At 68.7% G+C, this 15,915-nt stretch carries 13 protein-coding genes and 1 other RNA gene; 6 read left to right on the top strand and 8 right to left on the bottom strand.

Annotated elements, in window-relative coordinates; all coding sequences use genetic code 11:
* Nucleotides 1–10: 10 nt before the first annotated feature.
* Nucleotides 11–1,408: a cytochrome P450 gene (locus FPZ41_RS20965; RefSeq protein ID WP_152864800.1), complete on the bottom strand. Its 1,398-nt coding sequence runs from the start codon at nucleotides 1,406–1,408 to the stop codon at nucleotides 11–13.
* A 391-nt stretch (nucleotides 1,409–1,799) separates the two neighbouring features.
* On the opposite strand from FPZ41_RS20965, the gene FPZ41_RS20960 reads away from it, so the two are divergent.
* The 5 genes from FPZ41_RS20960 to FPZ41_RS20940 are packed head-to-tail and all read left to right on the top strand — an operon-like array spanning nucleotide 1,800 to nucleotide 8,285.
* Nucleotides 1,800–3,095, top strand: a complete 1,296-nt coding sequence (locus FPZ41_RS20960) for an ABC transporter substrate-binding protein (RefSeq protein WP_152864798.1) — start codon at nucleotides 1,800–1,802, stop codon at nucleotides 3,093–3,095.
* Complete coding sequence (locus FPZ41_RS20955) at nucleotides 3,092–4,078, top strand: carbohydrate ABC transporter permease (RefSeq protein WP_152864796.1); 987 nt, start codon at nucleotides 3,092–3,094, stop codon at nucleotides 4,076–4,078. The genes FPZ41_RS20960 and FPZ41_RS20955 overlap by 4 nt, the downstream gene beginning before the upstream one ends.
* The gene (locus tag FPZ41_RS20950) at nucleotides 4,075–4,947 is read left to right on the top strand and encodes a carbohydrate ABC transporter permease (RefSeq protein ID WP_152864794.1); all 873 of its coding nucleotides are present in this window, start codon (nucleotides 4,075–4,077) and stop codon (nucleotides 4,945–4,947) included. Before FPZ41_RS20955 ends, FPZ41_RS20950 begins: the two co-directional genes overlap by 4 nt.
* A gap of 16 nt (nucleotides 4,948–4,963) precedes the next feature.
* Nucleotides 4,964–7,258: an alpha-xylosidase gene (gene yicI, locus FPZ41_RS20945; protein ID WP_322620516.1), complete on the top strand. Its 2,295-nt coding sequence runs from the start codon at nucleotides 4,964–4,966 to the stop codon at nucleotides 7,256–7,258.
* A gap of 16 nt (nucleotides 7,259–7,274) precedes the next feature.
* The gene (locus tag FPZ41_RS20940; protein ID WP_152864792.1) at nucleotides 7,275–8,285 is read left to right on the top strand and encodes a LacI family DNA-binding transcriptional regulator; all 1,011 of its coding nucleotides are present in this window, start codon (nucleotides 7,275–7,277) and stop codon (nucleotides 8,283–8,285) included.
* 715 nt (nucleotides 8,286–9,000) lie between these two features.
* On the opposite strand, the gene ssrA is transcribed toward FPZ41_RS20940, so the two are convergent.
* The 5 genes from ssrA to ftsE all read right to left on the bottom strand — a co-directional run bounded on the left by ssrA (nucleotide 9,001) and on the right by ftsE (nucleotide 13,038).
* Nucleotides 9,001–9,404: a transfer-messenger RNA gene (gene ssrA / locus FPZ41_RS20935) on the bottom strand.
* Nucleotides 9,405–9,514: 110 nt separating this feature from the next.
* Nucleotides 9,515–10,057 (bottom strand): SsrA-binding protein SmpB, encoded by a 543-nt coding sequence (gene smpB, locus FPZ41_RS20930; RefSeq protein WP_152864827.1) that lies wholly within the window; start codon nucleotides 10,055–10,057, stop codon nucleotides 9,515–9,517.
* Nucleotides 10,058–10,153: 96 nt separating this feature from the next.
* On the bottom strand, nucleotides 10,154–11,329 hold the full coding sequence (locus tag FPZ41_RS20925) for a S41 family peptidase (protein WP_152864790.1): 1,176 nt from the start codon (nucleotides 11,327–11,329) through the stop codon (nucleotides 10,154–10,156).
* Nucleotides 11,330–11,396: 67 nt separating this feature from the next.
* On the bottom strand, nucleotides 11,397–12,314 hold the full coding sequence (gene ftsX, locus FPZ41_RS20920; RefSeq protein WP_152864788.1) for a permease-like cell division protein FtsX: 918 nt from the start codon (nucleotides 12,312–12,314) through the stop codon (nucleotides 11,397–11,399).
* 34 nt (nucleotides 12,315–12,348) lie between these two features.
* A complete protein-coding gene (gene ftsE / locus FPZ41_RS20915) occupies nucleotides 12,349–13,038 on the bottom strand; it encodes a cell division ATP-binding protein FtsE (protein ID WP_322620515.1) in 690 nt (229 codons plus the stop codon).
* A 384-nt stretch (nucleotides 13,039–13,422) separates the two neighbouring features.
* Here ftsE and FPZ41_RS20910 point away from each other — a divergent pair, with 384 nt between their 5' ends.
* Nucleotides 13,423–13,614 carry a hypothetical protein gene (locus FPZ41_RS20910; RefSeq protein WP_131563165.1) on the top strand — a complete coding sequence of 64 codons (192 nt, stop codon included), beginning with the start codon at nucleotides 13,423–13,425 and terminating at the stop codon, nucleotides 13,612–13,614.
* A 105-nt stretch (nucleotides 13,615–13,719) separates the two neighbouring features.
* Here FPZ41_RS20910 and FPZ41_RS20905 read toward each other — a convergent pair whose 3' ends face one another.
* Together FPZ41_RS20905 and prfB are read right to left on the bottom strand one after the other, a co-directional pair.
* A complete protein-coding gene (locus FPZ41_RS20905; RefSeq protein ID WP_152864784.1) occupies nucleotides 13,720–14,346 on the bottom strand; it encodes a hypothetical protein in 627 nt (208 codons plus the stop codon).
* Nucleotides 14,347–14,663: 317 nt separating this feature from the next.
* Nucleotides 14,664–15,770, bottom strand: a complete 1,107-nt coding sequence (gene prfB / locus FPZ41_RS20900; RefSeq protein ID WP_322620514.1) for a peptide chain release factor 2 — start codon at nucleotides 15,768–15,770, stop codon at nucleotides 14,664–14,666.
* Nucleotides 15,771–15,915 lie beyond the last annotated feature (145 nt).

Below are 15,915 nucleotides of genomic sequence, written 5' to 3'. Positions count from 1 at the left end.
ACCCGCCGCATCACCCCACCCGCGCCGTGACCCGGCACCACGCCGGCCCCTTCGCGATCAACGTGATCGCCGCACCCAGCGGCACATCACCGCCCTCGGCCCCGTCGAAGTCGTACGTCTGGAGGAGAACCGCAAGCGCCAGGACCGACTCCAGCATCGACAGGTGCTGCCCTATGCAGGCCCGCGGACCCCCGCCGAACGGGAACCAGGCGTAACGCGGACGTACCGCCTCCGCCTCCGGTGTGAACCGCTCGGGGTCGAAGCGCTCCGGGTCGGCCCAGTGGTCGGGGTGGCGATGGGTCACCCACGGACTGACCAGGACATCGGCACCGGCCGGAATCCGTACGCCGTCGATCTCCGTGCCGACGCCCGCCCGGCGCCCGATGATCGGCGCGGACGGATACAGCCGCATCGCCTCCTTCACGACCATCGTCAGATAGGGCAGCGCCTCCATGTCCTCCGCCGTGGGCGCCCGCCCGCCGGGCCCCCCGAGCACACGGTCGACCTCGTCCCGCGCCCGCCGCCGCTCCTCGGGATGCCGGGCGAGGAGGTGCAGCGCGAAGGCGAGCGCGGTCGCGGTGGTCTCGTGACCGGCGAGCAGGAAGACCAGCACCTGTTCGCGGAGTTCGGTCTGACCGAAGCGGCCGTCCTCAGCGGTTTCGGCCCGCACGAGGAGCGTCGCGAGGTCCTCGCCGGAGCCCTCCGCTCGGGTTCCCCCGTCCCGCCGGCTCTCGATGATCCTGTCGCACAGCCCGAACAACTCGGCCCGGTACCGCGCCGCCCGCCGGTTGGCCGGAGTCGGCCACGTACGCGGAGCCTTGACGGGCGCCAGGCCCCGTTTCAGCGAGAGGGTCTGGAGCGGGGGCAGGTTCCGTTCGACGACGGCGACCGCCTCCTCCGTGTCCGTGCCGAAGAGGATGCGGCCGACCACTTGTAAGGCGAACCGGCGCATCTCACCGACCAGTTCGACGCTCCCGCCGGGCGCCGTACGCCAGGACTCGGCGAGCGCGGCGGCCTCGTCGGCGACCTCCTCCGCGTAACCGTTCACCCGGTGGCGGGTGAACAGCGGCTGCACGAGCCGGCGCTGGCGGAGGTAGTCGGCGTCCTGGCTGGTGAGCAGGCCGTTGCCGATCTGTTCCCGCACCTCCTGGTAGAAGGGCGTGTCCTTGCGGTAACCGGAAGCCTCCGTGGCCAGCACGCGCTGCACGCCCTCCGGGGAGAACACTCCGTGGATCTCCCGCCCCAGCCCCGGCGGCCCGAGCCGGAACCGCACCACGTCGCCGCACTCGCGCCGGGCCCGCAGATACGTCGCCAGCGGATCGCGCAACAGGTCGGCGAGTGAGCCCAGCAGAGGCCCACCCGCGACGACGGGCGCCCGCGGGGCGCTTCGGGTGGTCGTGACGGACATGGGCAAACCCCCTCCTACCAGCCGAACACCAATACGAACCACCATAGGTGCGGGAGCCGTCGGCGCGCCGCCGCGGACACGCGGTTCTTTCTACTGCGGGCCGTCAGCGGCCGATCGCTCCCCGGGACGGAGCCGTAAGGAGCCGCATATGTCACAGCCCTGTGCCCCTGCCAAGGCCACCCAATTCCGCCCGCCCCATTGACGCGCCCACAGCACCCACATACCTTCCCCCGTCGAAGCGCTTCGACGTCACGCATCGAAACGATTCGACTACGCCGACCGACACTGACTCCCGACACCTGACACCCGACACTCGACACCCGACACTCGACGACTCGGCACTCGCTGCGTGACGCCCCCGATACCCATCCGACTCCCCTGGAGGCACAGGATGTTGACGGCACGAAGGCGTACGGCGGCGTTGGCCGCGGCGGCGATGAGCGGAGTCCTGCTGCTGGCCTCCTGCGGTGGCTCCGACGGCGGCTCCGGAGACGGCAAGACACTCCGGCTGTGGCACTACGAAGGCCCCGAGAGCGCGATGGGCGTCGCCTGGGAGGCGGCCATCGAGGAGTTCGAGAAGACGCACCCGGGCGTGAAGGTGAAGTTCGAGGAGAAGGGCTTCGAACAGATCCAGAAGACCGCCCCGATGGTCCTCAACTCCTCCGACGCACCCGATCTCATGGAGTACAACAAGGGCAACGCGACGGCGGGAAAGCTGTCCCAGCAGGGCCTCCTCACCGACCTCACCGCGGAGGTCACGGAGCGCGGCTGGGACAAGAAGCTCAGCGCGGGCGTCCGCACCACCAGCCAGTACGACGCGGGCGGGGTCATGGGCTCCGGCAAGTGGTACGGAGTGCCCAACTACGCCGAGTACACGCTGGTCTACTACAACAAGGACCTGTTCAAGAAGTACGGCATCGAAGAGCCCACCACGTTCGGCGAACTCATTGCCGCCATGGACAAGTTCGTCGACGAGGGCGTCACCCCGCTGGCCAACGCGGGTGCCGAGTACATCGCCCAGCAGTACCTCTACCAGCTGGCCCTCAGCAAGGCCGACCGCGCCTGGGTCGACACCTACGAGCTCTACAAGGGCAGGACCGACTTCCACGACGCCGCCTGGACCTACGGCGCGGAGACCTTCGCCGACTGGGTGGACAAGGGCTACCTCGCGAAGAGCACCATCGGCGCGAAGGTCGAGGACGCGGCGGTCTCCTTCATCTCCGGCAAGTCGCCGATCCTGTTCTCCGGCAGCTGGTGGTACGGCCGCTTCAAGGCGGAGGCGAAGTTCGACTGGGGCACCTTCCTCTGGCCGGACACGAACCTCACCCTCGGCTCCGGCGGCAACCTCTGGGTGGTCCCCAAGGCGGCGAAGAACAAGGACCTCGCGTACGACTTCATCGACATCACCATGTCGGAGAAGATCCAGAACCTGCTGGGCAACAAGGGCGGTGTCCCGGTGGCCGCCGACCCTGCCGCCATCACCGACCCCCAGGCCAAGCAGCTGATCGCCGACTTCAACTCCCTGTCCGAGAAGGACGGACTGGCCTTCTACCCCGACTGGCCCGTCCCCGACTTCTACAACGTCCTCGTCTCCGAGACCCAGAAGCTGATCACGGGCGACGCCGAGCCGGACGCGTATCTGGACGCCTTGCAGGACGCGTACGACAAGGGTGCGCCGAAGCGATGACGGTGACCGTCGAACAGGGTGCGCGGGCCGCCGGCAGGCATCGGCACGGCGGCCCGCGCCGCCCCCGTATCCGCACTCGTATCCGTATCCGTGACTCGTACGCCCTGTTCCTGCTGCCGGGCGTCCTCGCCTTCCTGGCCGTCGTGGTCGTGCCGTTCCTGATGAACACCGGGGTGAGCTTCACCGACTGGCAGGGCGTGGGTTCGCCCGACTGGTCCGGGCTCGCCAACTACCGGGAGCTGATGGACGACTCCGCCTTCTGGGCGTCGTTCCGGCACAGCCTGTTCATGGTGGTCGCCATGGCGGTGGTACCGACCGCGATCGGGCTCGTGCTGGCCGCGGCGCTGTTCGACTTCGTCGGCAAGCACTTCGGCAGCCGGACGGCCGCGGTGCTGCGTGCCTGCTTCTACCTTCCGCAGGTGCTGCCGATCGCGGTCGCGGGCATCGTGTGGAGCTGGATCCTCGCGCCGGACAACGGCTCCCTCAACGAACTGCTGAAGGCCGTCGGCCTCGGCTCCTGGCAGCAGGACTGGCTCGGCGACCCCGACCTCGCCCTCTACAGCGTCATGGGCGTGATGGTGTGGGTGCAGATCGGTTTCCCGCTCGTCGTCTTCATGGCGGGCCTGCAACGCGTCGATCCGCAGCTGTACGAGGCCGCCGAGCTGGACGGCGCGGGCTGGTGGCGCCGCTTCCGGCACATCACGCTCCCGCAGATCCGCCCGGAGATCCACGTCGTCCTGACGTGGTGCACGATCGCCGCGTTGAAGGTCTTCGGCGCCGTGTACGTGCTGACCAAGGGGGGTCCGGGCGGCGCGACCGACGTCCCCTCCTACTTCTCCTTCACCACGTTCTTCGAGAAGACCCAGGTGGGCTACGGCGCCGCGATCTCCACTGTGCTCACCGTGCTCGTCCTGGGGCTGGCGCTGGTCGGGCTCCGGCTCCAGACGCGGGCCGAGGACGCGGAGGAAGGGCTCCGCACATGACGACATCCGTACGCACTGCACGCACCGGCCGCACCGTACGCACCGTACGCACCGCCGTAAGCCGCTATCCGGTGCTCCTGGCCCTGGTCATCGCCGCGCTCTTCATGGTCGTGCCGTTCCTGATCGTCGCGGTCAACGCCGTGAAGTCGCCCGCCGAGTACTCGGCCGACGGACCGCTCAGCCTCCCCGACGGCCTCTACCTCGACGGCCTGAAGAGCTTCTGGGAACGCGTCGACTTCGGGCAGAAACTCATCAACTCGTTCCTGATCAGCGGCGCGGTGGCGGCGGGTGCCGTCGTGCTCTCCGTCCTCAACGCGTACGCGATCGGCATCGGCAGGATCAGGGGCCGCACCTGGGTACTGGCCTTCTTCGTCCTCGCCAACGTGCTGCCGCAGGAGGCGCTGGTCTACCCGGTCTACTACCTGAGCAAGGAAGCCGGCCTGTACGACACCCGGCTCAGCGTGATCATCGTCTTCACGGTCATCCAGGCCGCCTTCGGCACCTACCTGCTCTCCGCCGTCCTGGGCCGCTTCCCGCGCGAGATCATCGAGGCGGCCCGCATCGACGGGGCGAACCGGTGGCAGGTGCTGTGGCGGATCGTCGTCCCGGTCAGCCGGCCAACCCTCGGCGTGCTGCTGGTGTTCTTCTTCATCTGGACCTGGAACGAGTTCCTGCTCCCCCTCGTCATGCTGATCTCCAACGACAACCAGACGGTGTCGGTGGCCCTCGGCGTCCTCCAGGGCCAGCGACTGATGGACGCCACCATGACCAACGCGGCGGCGCTCCTGGGCGTGCTGCCCGCGATCGTCTTCTTCCTCGTCTTCCAGCGCACTCTCACCCGCGGTATCGCCGTGGGCGCGGTCAAGTGATGAAGGGGTGTGGGGTGTGAAGTTCACCGACGGCTACTGGCTGCTGCGCGAGGGCGTCACCGCGGACTGTCCGCGCGAGGTCCTCGACGTCACGGAGGGGCCGGGGACACTGGAGCTCCACGCGCCGACCCATCCCGTCCGCCACCGCGGCGACCTGCTGAAGGGACCGGTCGTGACGATCAGCGCGCAGGCGCCGATGCCCGACGTCATCGGCGTCACGTTCACCCACTTCGAGGGGGAGGAGCCGCGCGGCCCCCACTTCGAGGTGGCCGGTGAGGTCCGGCGCTCCGAGGGAGGTCCCCCGGAACGGCACAGCGCCGCGCAGACGTCGTACGACGACGACCACGCGACCCTCACCTCGGGCGCCCTCTCCGTCCGGGTCGCCCTCACCGGCCCCTGGGGGATCGACTTCCTCGCCCACGGCCGCACCCTCACCACCAGCGGCACCAAGGCCATGGGCATCATGCGCGACGCGACGGGCGCCCACTATCTGCGCGAGCAACTGGGTCTGGGAGTCGGGACGTCGGTGTACGGGCTCGGCGAACGCTTCGGCCCGCTCGTCAAGAACGGCCAGGTCGTCGACATCTGGAACGCCGACGGCGGCACGGCGACCGAGCAGGCGTACAAGAACGTGCCCTTCTACCTGACCGACGCGGGCTACGGCGTCTTCGTCGACCACCCCGGCAAGGTCTCCTTCGAGGTCGGTTCGGAGGCGGTGTCGCGGGTCCAGTTCAGCGTGGAGAGCCAGCAGTTGACGTACTACGTCATCTACGGCCCGACACCGAAGGAGATCCTCCGCAAGTACACCGCGCTCACCGGCCGCCCGGCGCTCCCGCCCGCCTGGTCGTTCGGGCTGTGGCTGTCGACGTCGTTCACGACCTCGTACGACGAGGAGACGGTGACCTCCTTCATCGAGGGCATGCGGCAGCGCGAACTCCCCCTCTCCGTCTTCCACTTCGACTGCTTCTGGATGCGCGAGTTCAACTGGTGCGACTTCCGGTGGGACCCACGGGTGTTCCCGGACCCGGAGGGCATGCTGGCCCGGCTCAAGGCGAGGGGGCCCCGGGTCTGTGTGTGGATCAACCCGTACATCGCCCAGCGCTCCCCGCTGTTCGCGGAGGGAAGGGCCCTGGGGCATCTGCTGCGGAGGCCGGACGGGAGTGTCTGGCAGTGGGACCTGTGGCAGCCGGGCATGGCGCTCGTCGACTTCACCAGCCCGGCGGCCCGCGACTGGTACGCCTCGAAGCTGGAGGCACTGCTCGCGCAGGGCGTCGACTGCTTCAAGACGGACTTCGGCGAACGGGTGCCCGTCGACGTGGCGTACGCGGACGGCTCCGACCCGGAGCGGATGCACAACTACTACGCGTACCTCTACAACCGCACCGTCTTCGACGTGCTGCGCAAACACCGCGGCGAGGAGGAGGCCGTCGTCTTCGCCCGCTCGGCGACGGCGGGCAGCCAGCGGTTCCCCGTGCACTGGGGCGGGGACTGCGAGTCGACGTACGAGGCGATGGCCGAGTCGCTGCGGGGCGGGCTGTCGCTGGGGCTGTCGGGCTTCGGCTTCTGGAGCCACGACATCGGCGGCTTCGAGGGCACCCCGACCCCGGCCCTGTTCAAACGGTGGCTGGCCTTCGGGCTGCTGTCCTCGCACAGCCGGCTGCACGGCTCGTCGTCGTACCGCGTGCCGTGGCTGTTCGACGAGGAGTCCGTGGACGTGCTGCGGGAGTTCACCCGGCTGAAGCTGCGCCTCATGCCGTACCTGTACGAGGCCGCGCGCACCGCGCACAGCGAGGGCGTGCCGATGATGCGGGCGATGGTGCTGGAGTTCCCCGACGATCCCGGGTGCGCGCACCTGGAACGGCAGTACATGCTCGGCCCGGATCTGCTGGTCGCGCCGGTGTTCAGCGACGAGGGGGACGTCTCCTACTACGTGCCCGAGGGCACCTGGACGCACTTCCTGAGCGGCCGCACGGTGACCGGACCGCGCTGGGTGCGCGAGCGCCACGGCTTCACCAGCGTGCCGCTCCTCGTCCGGCCGGGGGCGGTGATCCCGGTGGGCGCGGTGGACGACCGGCCCGACTATACGTACGCCGACGGGGTCACCCTGCGCGCGTACGGACTGGAGCGCGGGGACCAGGTGACCGTGCCGGTCGGGGACGTGACGTACACCGTGGTCCGCGAGGGTGACACCCTGCGGGCCTCGTGCAGCGCTCCGACGGCGCCCTGGGGACTCGCGGCGGGCGGGCGCGAGGTACGAGCCGGGACAGGGAGCGGATTCCTGACCCTGGAGCTGAGAGGGGAGTCCGAGTGACAAGGGGTTCCGAGTGATGGTGAAGATCACTGACGTGGCACGGCACGCCGGGGTCTCCCCCAGCACCGTCAGTTACGCGCTCAGCGGCAAGCGCCCGATCTCCGAGGAGACCCGGCTGCGCGTCCAGGAGGCCATCCGTGTGCTGGGCTACCGTCCGCACGCGGGCGCGCGCTCCCTGGCCAGCAGCAGATCGAACGTGCTGGCGCTGGTGGTGCCGCTGCGGGCCGGTATCCATGTGCCGGTGGTGATGCAGTTCGCGGTGTCGGTGGTGACCAGCGCCCGCGGGCACGACCACGATGTGCTGCTGCTGACGCAGGAGGAGGGCGGGGACGGGCTGCGGCGGGTCGCGGAGACGGCCCTGGTGGACGCGCTGATCGTGATGGACGTCCAGCTCCACGACCCCCGGCTGCCCCTGCTGCGCGCCCTGGACAGACCCTCGGTACTGATCGGTTTCCCCGCCGAGCCCGACGGGCTGACCTGCATCGACCTCGACTTCAAGGCGGCGGGCGAGGTGTGCGTGGAGCATCTGGTGCGGCTCGGGCACCGGGTGGTGGCCCTGGTCGGGTCGCCGCCCGAGGTGTATGTGCGCGAGACCGGGTTCGCGCAGCGCGTGGTCCAGGGCTTCACGGCCGCCGCCACCCGGCACGGACTGTCGTCCTCGGTCCACCCGTGCGAGGCGACACCCGCGGCGGCCCGCCTGGTCGCCGAGCAACTCCTGCGGGAACGACCGGCCCTGACCGGAGTCGTCGTCCACAACGAGCCCCTCCTGGAACCCCTGATCGACGCGTTCGAGAGCCTCGGACTGCGGGTGCCCGGCGATCTGTCGGTGACGGCCATCGCTCCCGCCGAACTGGCCGCCCGCACCCGCCTCCCGGTCACCTCCGTGGACGTGCCGTCGGCGGAGGTGGGCGCGGGGGCGGTGGAGCTGCTGATGAGGAAGCTGGGCGGCGCGGGGGTGCCGGAGGCGACGCTGCTGCCGCCCAGGCTTACGGAGAGAGCCAGTACGGCTTGTCGCTCGCTCGCGTGATGAGTGGCTGGTGTGTAGTGCCGTGGAGGTGGGCTGTGTGCTGTACTGGGTCGCGAGGAGGGCGCCGCATTGGGCGGGTGATGCAGTACCCAGGCGGAGGCTCGAGCTCAACAGGAGCTTGTCGAATGTCCCCACCGAGTAGGGGGACAACCGGCTAGCTGCTGAGCCACCAGAGAAGAGGGCCGCCGCCCCGGATCCAACAAATCCAGGCGGAGGCCCGGGCTCACCGGGAACATGTCGGACGTCCCCAGGCCTTGTGGGGACATCCGGTTACCTCCTGGCCCACCACAAAAGGTGGGCCCCCGCACCGGAGCGGTAACTCCGCGCGGGGGCCCAGGCTCAACAGGAGCCTCCCGGATGTCCCCACCTGGTACGGGGACATCCGGCTACCTGCTGAGCCACCAGAGCAGCCACCTCCTCGCGTGCTTCGACGCCCGCTCCGGTAGGAGTCGGATCAGCCGCATAACGAAAGTCGGTTTCTGCTCCTCGTGACAGCCCATCTGAGGGCGTCCTCCCTTCGACGTGAGGCGGCCGTCACCAGGTCCCGGGACCGCTCTCGTCGGGCCGGGCCCCGACGAGGGGGGCCCGGAGTGAAGGGAGGACGCACCCGTCCGGTGCGTCACGGATCACAGGCTAGACATGACGAAGGCCCCGCTGCTCGAAAGCAGCGGGGCCTTCACCCACATGGGTGAGGAGGTCCGGGGACCTCCCGATCGTGTGGAGATGGCGGGAATCGAACCCGCGTCCAACGGTGCGGAACCAGGGCTTCTCCGTGTGCAGTTCGCTGTGATTTTCTCGGCCCCGGCGATCACGCGAACAAGTCGCCGACGGGCCCAGTCACTGTTTGGTTTCCCTCTTCACCCCGTGACCGGGATCAAGGTTTAGTCCCCTAGCTGATGCCAGGATCCGGGTCGGGAACAGCCCCGGGCTGACACTCCCTTAAGTAAGGGGCAGTTGCCTAGCTACCTGATCAGGCAGCGAGGGCGAACTGCGTCGCCTTGGGAGAATCGCTCTTAACAGTGGCGATTATTTTTTTCGGCCTGTGGTTTACGAGATCATGGCCGCTTCCTCGACACGCTTCCCCTGCTTCGACATCCGCTGTCGAAACCGATCATCCCCATGTTGTTTTTTCAATCCCTCCGGAGAGGGGCGCGCACCCTCTGTGAGGTGCGATGCCATCGTACGTGAACAGCGCACGGCGATGCCACCGCATTCCCGGCGCCCTCGCCCTACTGGCCGCGCTGCTTCCGCTTCGCCGCCGCGATCGCCCGGTCCGACTCGCGCCGGTCCTGCTGCTCTCGCAGGGTCTGGCGCTTGTCGTACTCCTTCTTGCCTCGCGCGAGCGCGATCTCGGCCTTCGCCCGGCCATCCTTGAAGTACACGGCGAGGGGCACGATCGTGTGACCCGTCTCCTGGGACTTGGACTCCAGCTTGTCGATCTCCTCGCGGTGCAGCAGCAGCTTGCGCTTGCGGCGCGCGGAGTGGTTGGTCCAGGTGCCCTGGGCGTACTCGGGGATGTGGGCGTTGTGCAGCCACGCCTCACCCCTGTCGATCTGGACGAAGCCGTCGGCCAGCGAGGTCCGCCCCTGACGCAGCGACTTGACCTCAGTGCCGGTGAGCACGAGCCCGGCCTCGTAGGTGTCGATGATCGCGTAGTCGTGCCGGGCCTTCTTGTTCTGCGCGACGATCCTGCGCTTGCCGCCCTTCTCGCCGTCCTGGGCCTTGGCGGCCGTCCCGCCCTTCTTGGGCTGGGACTCCTTGGGTACGTACATTCCCTTGCTCATAGTGCCGTCCATTTTCGCACTACGGAGGGGGTATACGGGAAGCGCATTAACGGGGCGGCGAAGGGGGGCGGGAACAGGAGCGGGCTACTGCCCCAGCCCGCTCAGTACCGTCTCCGCGCGCTCCAGGGCTCCCTCGTCGGCCTCCAGGTCGGGGGTGAGGCCCTGGCCGTCGACGCCGCGGCCGGAGGGGGTGCGGTAGTGGCCGACGGTCAGTTCGGCGACGGAGCCGTCGGGGAGACGGCTCGGCATCTGGACCGAGCCCTTGCCGAAGGTGCGGGAGCCCACGACGACCGCGCGGCCGCGGTCCTGGAGGGCGCCGGTGAGGAGCTCGGCCGCGCTCATCGTGCCGCCGTCGACGAGCGCGACCAGGGGTCTCGTGGTGTCGCCGCCCGGATCGGCGTGCAGGGCGCGCTGGGCGCCGTTCACGTCGTACGTGGCGACCAGGCCGCCGTCGAGGAAGGCGGAGGCGGTGGTGACGGCCTCGGTGACCAGTCCGCCGGAGTTGCCGCGCAGGTCGAGGACGATCCGGGCGTCGCCGGGCGCCTGTCCGAGGGCGGTGCGTACGCGGTCGCCCGAGCCCCGGGTGAAGGCGGCGACCTTGATGACGGTGACCCCGTGGGTGAGCCTGCGGACGGTCACCGGGTCCGTGGAGAGGCGGGCCCGGCGCAGGGTCTCGCTCCACGCGCGCGTGCCGCGCTCCAGACCCAGGGAGACCGTCGTGCCGGCGGAGGCGTCCTCGTCGTCGCCGCGCAGCAACGAGAGGACCTCGGTGACGGGCCGGCCGTCGATCTCCTCACCGTCGACGCTGCGCAGCCGGTCGCCCTTGCGGATGCCGGCGTCTGCGGCGGGCGAGCCGTCCCGGACGCGGGTGATCTCGATCCGGCCGTCGGTCTCGCGCCGGGCCCACAGCCCGACACCGGTGTACGCGCCGTCGAGTGCCTCCTCGAACTCCTCGAACTCGCCCTCGGAGTACACCGCACCCCAGCGGTCCCCGCTGCGGCTGACGGCGCGCTCGGCGGCCTCCACGGGGGACTCGCCGTCGGCCATGGCCTCGGCCGCGGCCTTGGCGACGTACTCACGGTGCCCCTCGGGCGTGGCACCGGAGGCTGCGGCCGACTCGCGGTCCTGGCCGCCCTGCTCGCCGGAGGCACCGAACGAGCCGGTCGCGGCACCCGTCGCGAGGACGCTCGCGAAGACGAATGTCAGGGCCACCCCGCGGCGGATGCGGCGGGGCGGACAGAACGTGTCTTGGCCTGACATGCCGGTGAGTCTAGGACAACACGAAGGGCCGTACGGCCGGTTGACCGTACGGCCCTCTTGGCGTGCGTCACACCTTCAGGTACTTGCGCAGCGCGAAGAACGCGGCAAGCGCGGGCATCAGGAAGCTTGCCGCGAGGATGAGCGGCAGCTTGGTCAGCACCGCGTCCCAGCCGACGAAATTGATGAGTTGGAGCTTCTCCGACAGGGCCACGCCGTTGTCGATCACGAAGTACTGCCCGAGCACGAGGAACGAGCAGGCGATGGTGCCGCCGATGAGCCCGGCGACCGCGGCCTCCATGATGAACGGCGCCTGGATGTAGAACCCGGAGGCGCCCACCAGCCGCATGATCCCGGTCTCGCGACGGCGGCTGAACGCCGAGACGCGCACCGTGTTGACGATCAGCAGCAGCGCCACGACGAGCATGACGAACATCACGCCGCGCGCCGCCCAGTTGAGGTAGCTGAGCAACGTGAACAGGTTGTCCAGAATGCCCTTCTGGTCCTGAACGGACTGCACACCGGCCCGGCCGTTGAAGGCACTTGCGATGACCTGGTACTTCTCCGGGTCCTTCAACTTGATCCGGTACGACTGCTGCATCTGGTCCGGGGTGAGGCTGCTGGCCAGCGGGGAGTCGCCGAACTGGTCCTTGTAGTGCTTGTAGGCCTGGTCCTGCGACTCGTACAGCACGTTGTCGACGACGTTCATCTTGCCCAGATCCGACTTGATCTGGTCCTTCTGCTCCGTGGTGACGGCACCCTTGGCGCAGTTGGGGTCGGACTCCGCGTCGCTCTTGTTGCAGAGGAAGATCGAGACGTTGACCTTGTCGTACCAGTAGCCCTTCATCTGGTTGACCTGGTCGCTCATCAGGAGCGAGCCGCCGAACAGGGCCAGGGAGAGGCCGACGGAGACAATGACCGCGAACGTCATCGTCAGATTGCGGCGGAGACCTACACCGATCTCCGAGAGAACGAACTGGGCGCGCATGGCGTCTTCTTCCGGCCTTTCCGGGGACGGTGGATCAGTGCTGGTAGCCGTAGACGCCGCGCGCCTGGTCGCGGACGAGGATGCCCTTCTCCAGCTCGATGACGCGCTTGCGCATCTGGTCCACGATGTTCTGGTCGTGGGTCGCCATCACCACGGTCGTACCGGTCCGGTTGATCCGGTCGAGCAGCTTCATGATGCCCACGGAGGTCTGCGGGTCGAGGTTGCCGGTCGGCTCGTCGGCGATCAGCAGCTTCGGCCGGTTGACGAAAGCCCGCGCGATGGCCACGCGCTGCTGCTCACCACCGGACAGCTCACCGGGCATCCGGTCCTCCTTGCCGCCGAGCCCGACGAGGTCGAGCACCTGCGGCACGGACTTGCGGATCTCACCGCGCGACTTGCCGATCACCTCCTGCGCGAACGCGACGTTCTCACCGACCGTCTTGTTCGGCAGCAGCCGGAAGTCCTGGAACACCGTTCCCAGCTGGCGGCGCATCTGCGGCACCTTCCAGTTGGACAGCCGGGCGAGGTCCTTGCCCAGGACGTGCACCTGGCCGTGGCTGGTGCGCTCCTCGCGGAGGACCAGCCGCAGGAAGGTGGACTTTCCGGAGCCGGAGGACCCCACAAGGAACACGAACTCACCCCTCTCGACCTCCAGGGAGACGTCCCTGAGGGCGGGGCGGGTCTGCTTGGGATAGACCTTGGAGACATTGTCGAATCGGATCACGGATGCACCACGGGTCGCCGGGGGTAGATGAGCGTGACCATACGCGAACCCGGCGCTCAAGCCCATTCACGGGTGGGGGTTGCGTGGGGGTTGTGCACTTTTGTGTGTGGGTACAGGGTTCTCAGTGCCGCAAGAGGCGCAGTCCCGCAAGGGGCAACCTGTCTCGATATGCAGCTCCGCCGCGCGGGCGCGAGCCACCACAGAAAACCCGAAGCCGCAAAACGACATAAAACAGCCCCCCTCCGAGCGCACTGGCCAAGCCCCGCAGGGACCCCGCGCTCTTTCCGGAGGAACCTGGCACAGTGGGGAGGGGAACCGTTGACTTCCCCGAAGCGTTGAGTGAGTGAATGCGCGGAGTGGAAGTGTGCGAGGAGGGCGAGGCGCATGACGTACGACCGGTTGGTGTGCGCGAGCTGCGCGGCGCCCGTGAGCGAGGGCCGCTGCCCCGTCTGCCGCGCGAGCCGTGAGCGGCTGCAGCAGGAGGGCCCCTTCGCTGGGCTGAACCCGATGGCGCTGATCGCGTTGCTCGCCGTGCTGATCGCGGCGGTGGCGCTGCTGGCGCACCAGACGGTGTAGGACACCGGAGAGCACGGAGAAAACAGCAGGGCACGCGGAAGGGCCCGGAGCGAGTCGCTCCGGGCCCTTGTCGTGCGTACCGCGATGTGCGGTGAGCCGTCAGGCTCAGGCAGCGGCGCCGCCGCGGCCGCCCATCATGCGGGGAAGCAGGCGGAAGCCGATGCCGCCGGCAATCATCGTGGCGGCCCCGACCAGCAGGAACGTGGTCTCGGCAGCACCGGTCTCAGCGAGCTCGTCACCACCCTGAGCCGCGGTGTTGGTCCCGGCGGGGACGCTCGAACCGGTGTCGGTCAGGGAGGAGGAACCCTCCTCCTGGGTGACGGCGTCGTTACCGCTGCCGCCCTTGGGGTCGGTGTTGTTGCCGCCGCCCCCGTTCTCACCCTGGCCGTTGCCGTTTCCGTTGCCGTTTCCGTTGCCGTTCCCGTTCCCGTTGCCATTCCCGTTCCCGTTGCCCGGGTCCGTGGGCTCCTCGGTGGGCTCGGTCGGCTCCTCGGTGGGCTCTTCCGTGATCGGCGGCACCGACGGCTCCGCCGGGTCCTCCGGGATACCCGTCGCGGTGGGCTCCGGCGCCGGCGGGGTTGTCGGGGCGTCGCTGCAGAGGAGCCCGAGCCCGAGCAGGCAGTCCTCGGTCTCGCTGGCGGACGCCGCACCGGCGGCGGTCATCGAGGCGCCGGCAGCGATCACGGCACCGGCGGCAACCCGCGCCAGGCGGATCCGCGTCTTCTTGGTCATGTGTCTGCTACCCCCAGTAGCTCATCGTCAATAGAGCAGCGTTCAGGGCCACGGCGTCAGGGGTAGCTTGTTCACTTCAGCCCCCCGCGTCACATGCGCCCCAGAGATACGCATGCCACGCTTCACCCTTCCGAGTTTTCATGGCAACGTCAAGGCCGTTGCGCGCGCAATATCCACTTCAGTCGCATTTGAACCTGAACTAGAGATGTGAGCGTGACGTAAAACCCAGACATCCCGCACAGAAAAGGCAACTGCCGCCCGATGGGCGGCAGTTGCCATGTCGATAAAACGCTCGCGCGTCAGGCGCGCATGCGACGCTACTTCTCCTGCTGCTTGCGCCAGCGAATGCCGGCCTCCAGGAAGCCGTCGATCTCACCGTTGAACACGGCCTCCGGGTTGCCGACTTCGTGCTCCGTGCGCAGGTCCTTGACCATCTGGTACGGGTGCAGGACGTACGAACGCATCTGGTTGCCCCAGGAGTTGCCGCCGTCGCCCTTCAGGGCGTCCATCTTGGCCTGCTCCTCCTGGCGGCGCCGCTCCAGCAGCTTGGCCTGCAGCACGTTCATGGCTGTGGCCTTGTTCTGGATCTGCGACCGCTCGTTCTGGCAGGAGACGACGATGCCGGTGGGGAGGTGGGTGATCCGCACGGCGGAGTCGGTGGTGTTGACGCCCTGGCCGCCGGGTCCGGAGGACCGGTAGACGTCGATGCGCAGCTCGCTCTCGTCGATCTCGACGTGGTCGGACTGCTCGACGACGGGCAGCACCTCCACGCCCGCGAAGGAGGTCTGCCGCCGCCCCTGGTTGTCGAACGGAGAGATGCGGACGAGCCGGTGGGTGCCCTGCTCGACGGAGAGGGTGCCGTAGGCGTACGGGATCTGCACGGCGAAGGTGGTGGACTTGATGCCCGCCTCCTCCGCGTACGACGTCTCGTAGATCTCGGTCTTGTAGCCGTGCTGCTCGGCCCAGCGCAGGTACATCCGCTGGAGCTTCTCCGCGAAGTCGGCGGCGTCGACCCCGCCGGCCTCCGCACGGATGTTGACGAGCGCCTCACGGGCGTCGTACTCCCCGCTGAGCAGCGTCCGGACTTCCATCTCGTCCAGGGCCTTCTTGACGGCGGCGAGCTCGGACTCGGCCTCGGCACGGGTGTCCGGGTCGTCCTCCTCCTCGGCCATCTCGAAGAGGACACCGAGGTCGTCGATGCGACCGCGGAGGGCCTCGGCCTTCCTCACCTCCGCCTGGAGGTGGCTCAGCTTGCTGGTGATCTTCTGCGCCTCATCGGGGTTGTCCCACAGGGACGGCGCGGCCGCCTGCTCCTCGAGCACGGCGATATCTGCCCTCAGCTTGTCGAGGTCCAGGACGGCCTCGATCGACTCCATGGTCGAGGAGAGGGACTTGAGCTCTTCGGATACATCGACGACTGACACGCCCTCCAGCCTAACGGCTGTGGCAACCGACCTGGCTCGACCACGGGCGCCTGCGGCTACGGGTGCCCGGCAGCTGCGGGTGCCCGGCGACTGCCTTGCGGTTTTCCCTCGCCTCCGCCGCCCCTACCCGTCCCATCCCAGGGGC

It is taken from the genome of Streptomyces acidicola, from assembly GCF_009377235.1.
Lineage (GTDB): Bacteria > Actinomycetota > Actinomycetes > Streptomycetales > Streptomycetaceae > Streptomyces > Streptomyces acidicola.
This window is presented reverse-complemented; position numbering and strand designations above follow the sequence as displayed.

What these genes read in the sequence shown, in the direction of transcription:
- FPZ41_RS20940 (WP_152864792.1), top strand. Translation starts at nt 7,275, where the DNA reads ATGGTGAAGATCACTGACGTGGCACGGCACGCCGGGGTCTCCCCCAGC.
- FPZ41_RS20960 (WP_152864798.1), top strand. Translation starts at nt 1,800, where the DNA reads ATGTTGACGGCACGAAGGCGTACGGCGGCGTTGGCCGCGGCGGCGATG.
- FPZ41_RS20925 (WP_152864790.1), bottom strand. Translation starts at nt 11,329, where the DNA reads ATGTCAGGCCAAGACACGTTCTGTCCGCCCCGCCGCATCCGCCGCGGG.
- FPZ41_RS20955 (WP_152864796.1), top strand. Translation starts at nt 3,092, where the DNA reads ATGACGGTGACCGTCGAACAGGGTGCGCGGGCCGCCGGCAGGCATCGG.
- FPZ41_RS20910 (WP_131563165.1), top strand. Translation starts at nt 13,423, where the DNA reads ATGACGTACGACCGGTTGGTGTGCGCGAGCTGCGCGGCGCCCGTGAGC.
- ftsX (WP_152864788.1), bottom strand. Translation starts at nt 12,314, where the DNA reads ATGCGCGCCCAGTTCGTTCTCTCGGAGATCGGTGTAGGTCTCCGCCGC.
- smpB (WP_152864827.1), bottom strand. Translation starts at nt 10,057, where the DNA reads ATGTACGTACCCAAGGAGTCCCAGCCCAAGAAGGGCGGGACGGCCGCC.
- FPZ41_RS20950 (WP_152864794.1), top strand. Translation starts at nt 4,075, where the DNA reads ATGACGACATCCGTACGCACTGCACGCACCGGCCGCACCGTACGCACC.
- FPZ41_RS20905 (WP_152864784.1), bottom strand. Translation starts at nt 14,346, where the DNA reads ATGACCAAGAAGACGCGGATCCGCCTGGCGCGGGTTGCCGCCGGTGCC.
- FPZ41_RS20965 (WP_152864800.1), bottom strand. Translation starts at nt 1,408, where the DNA reads ATGTCCGTCACGACCACCCGAAGCGCCCCGCGGGCGCCCGTCGTCGCG.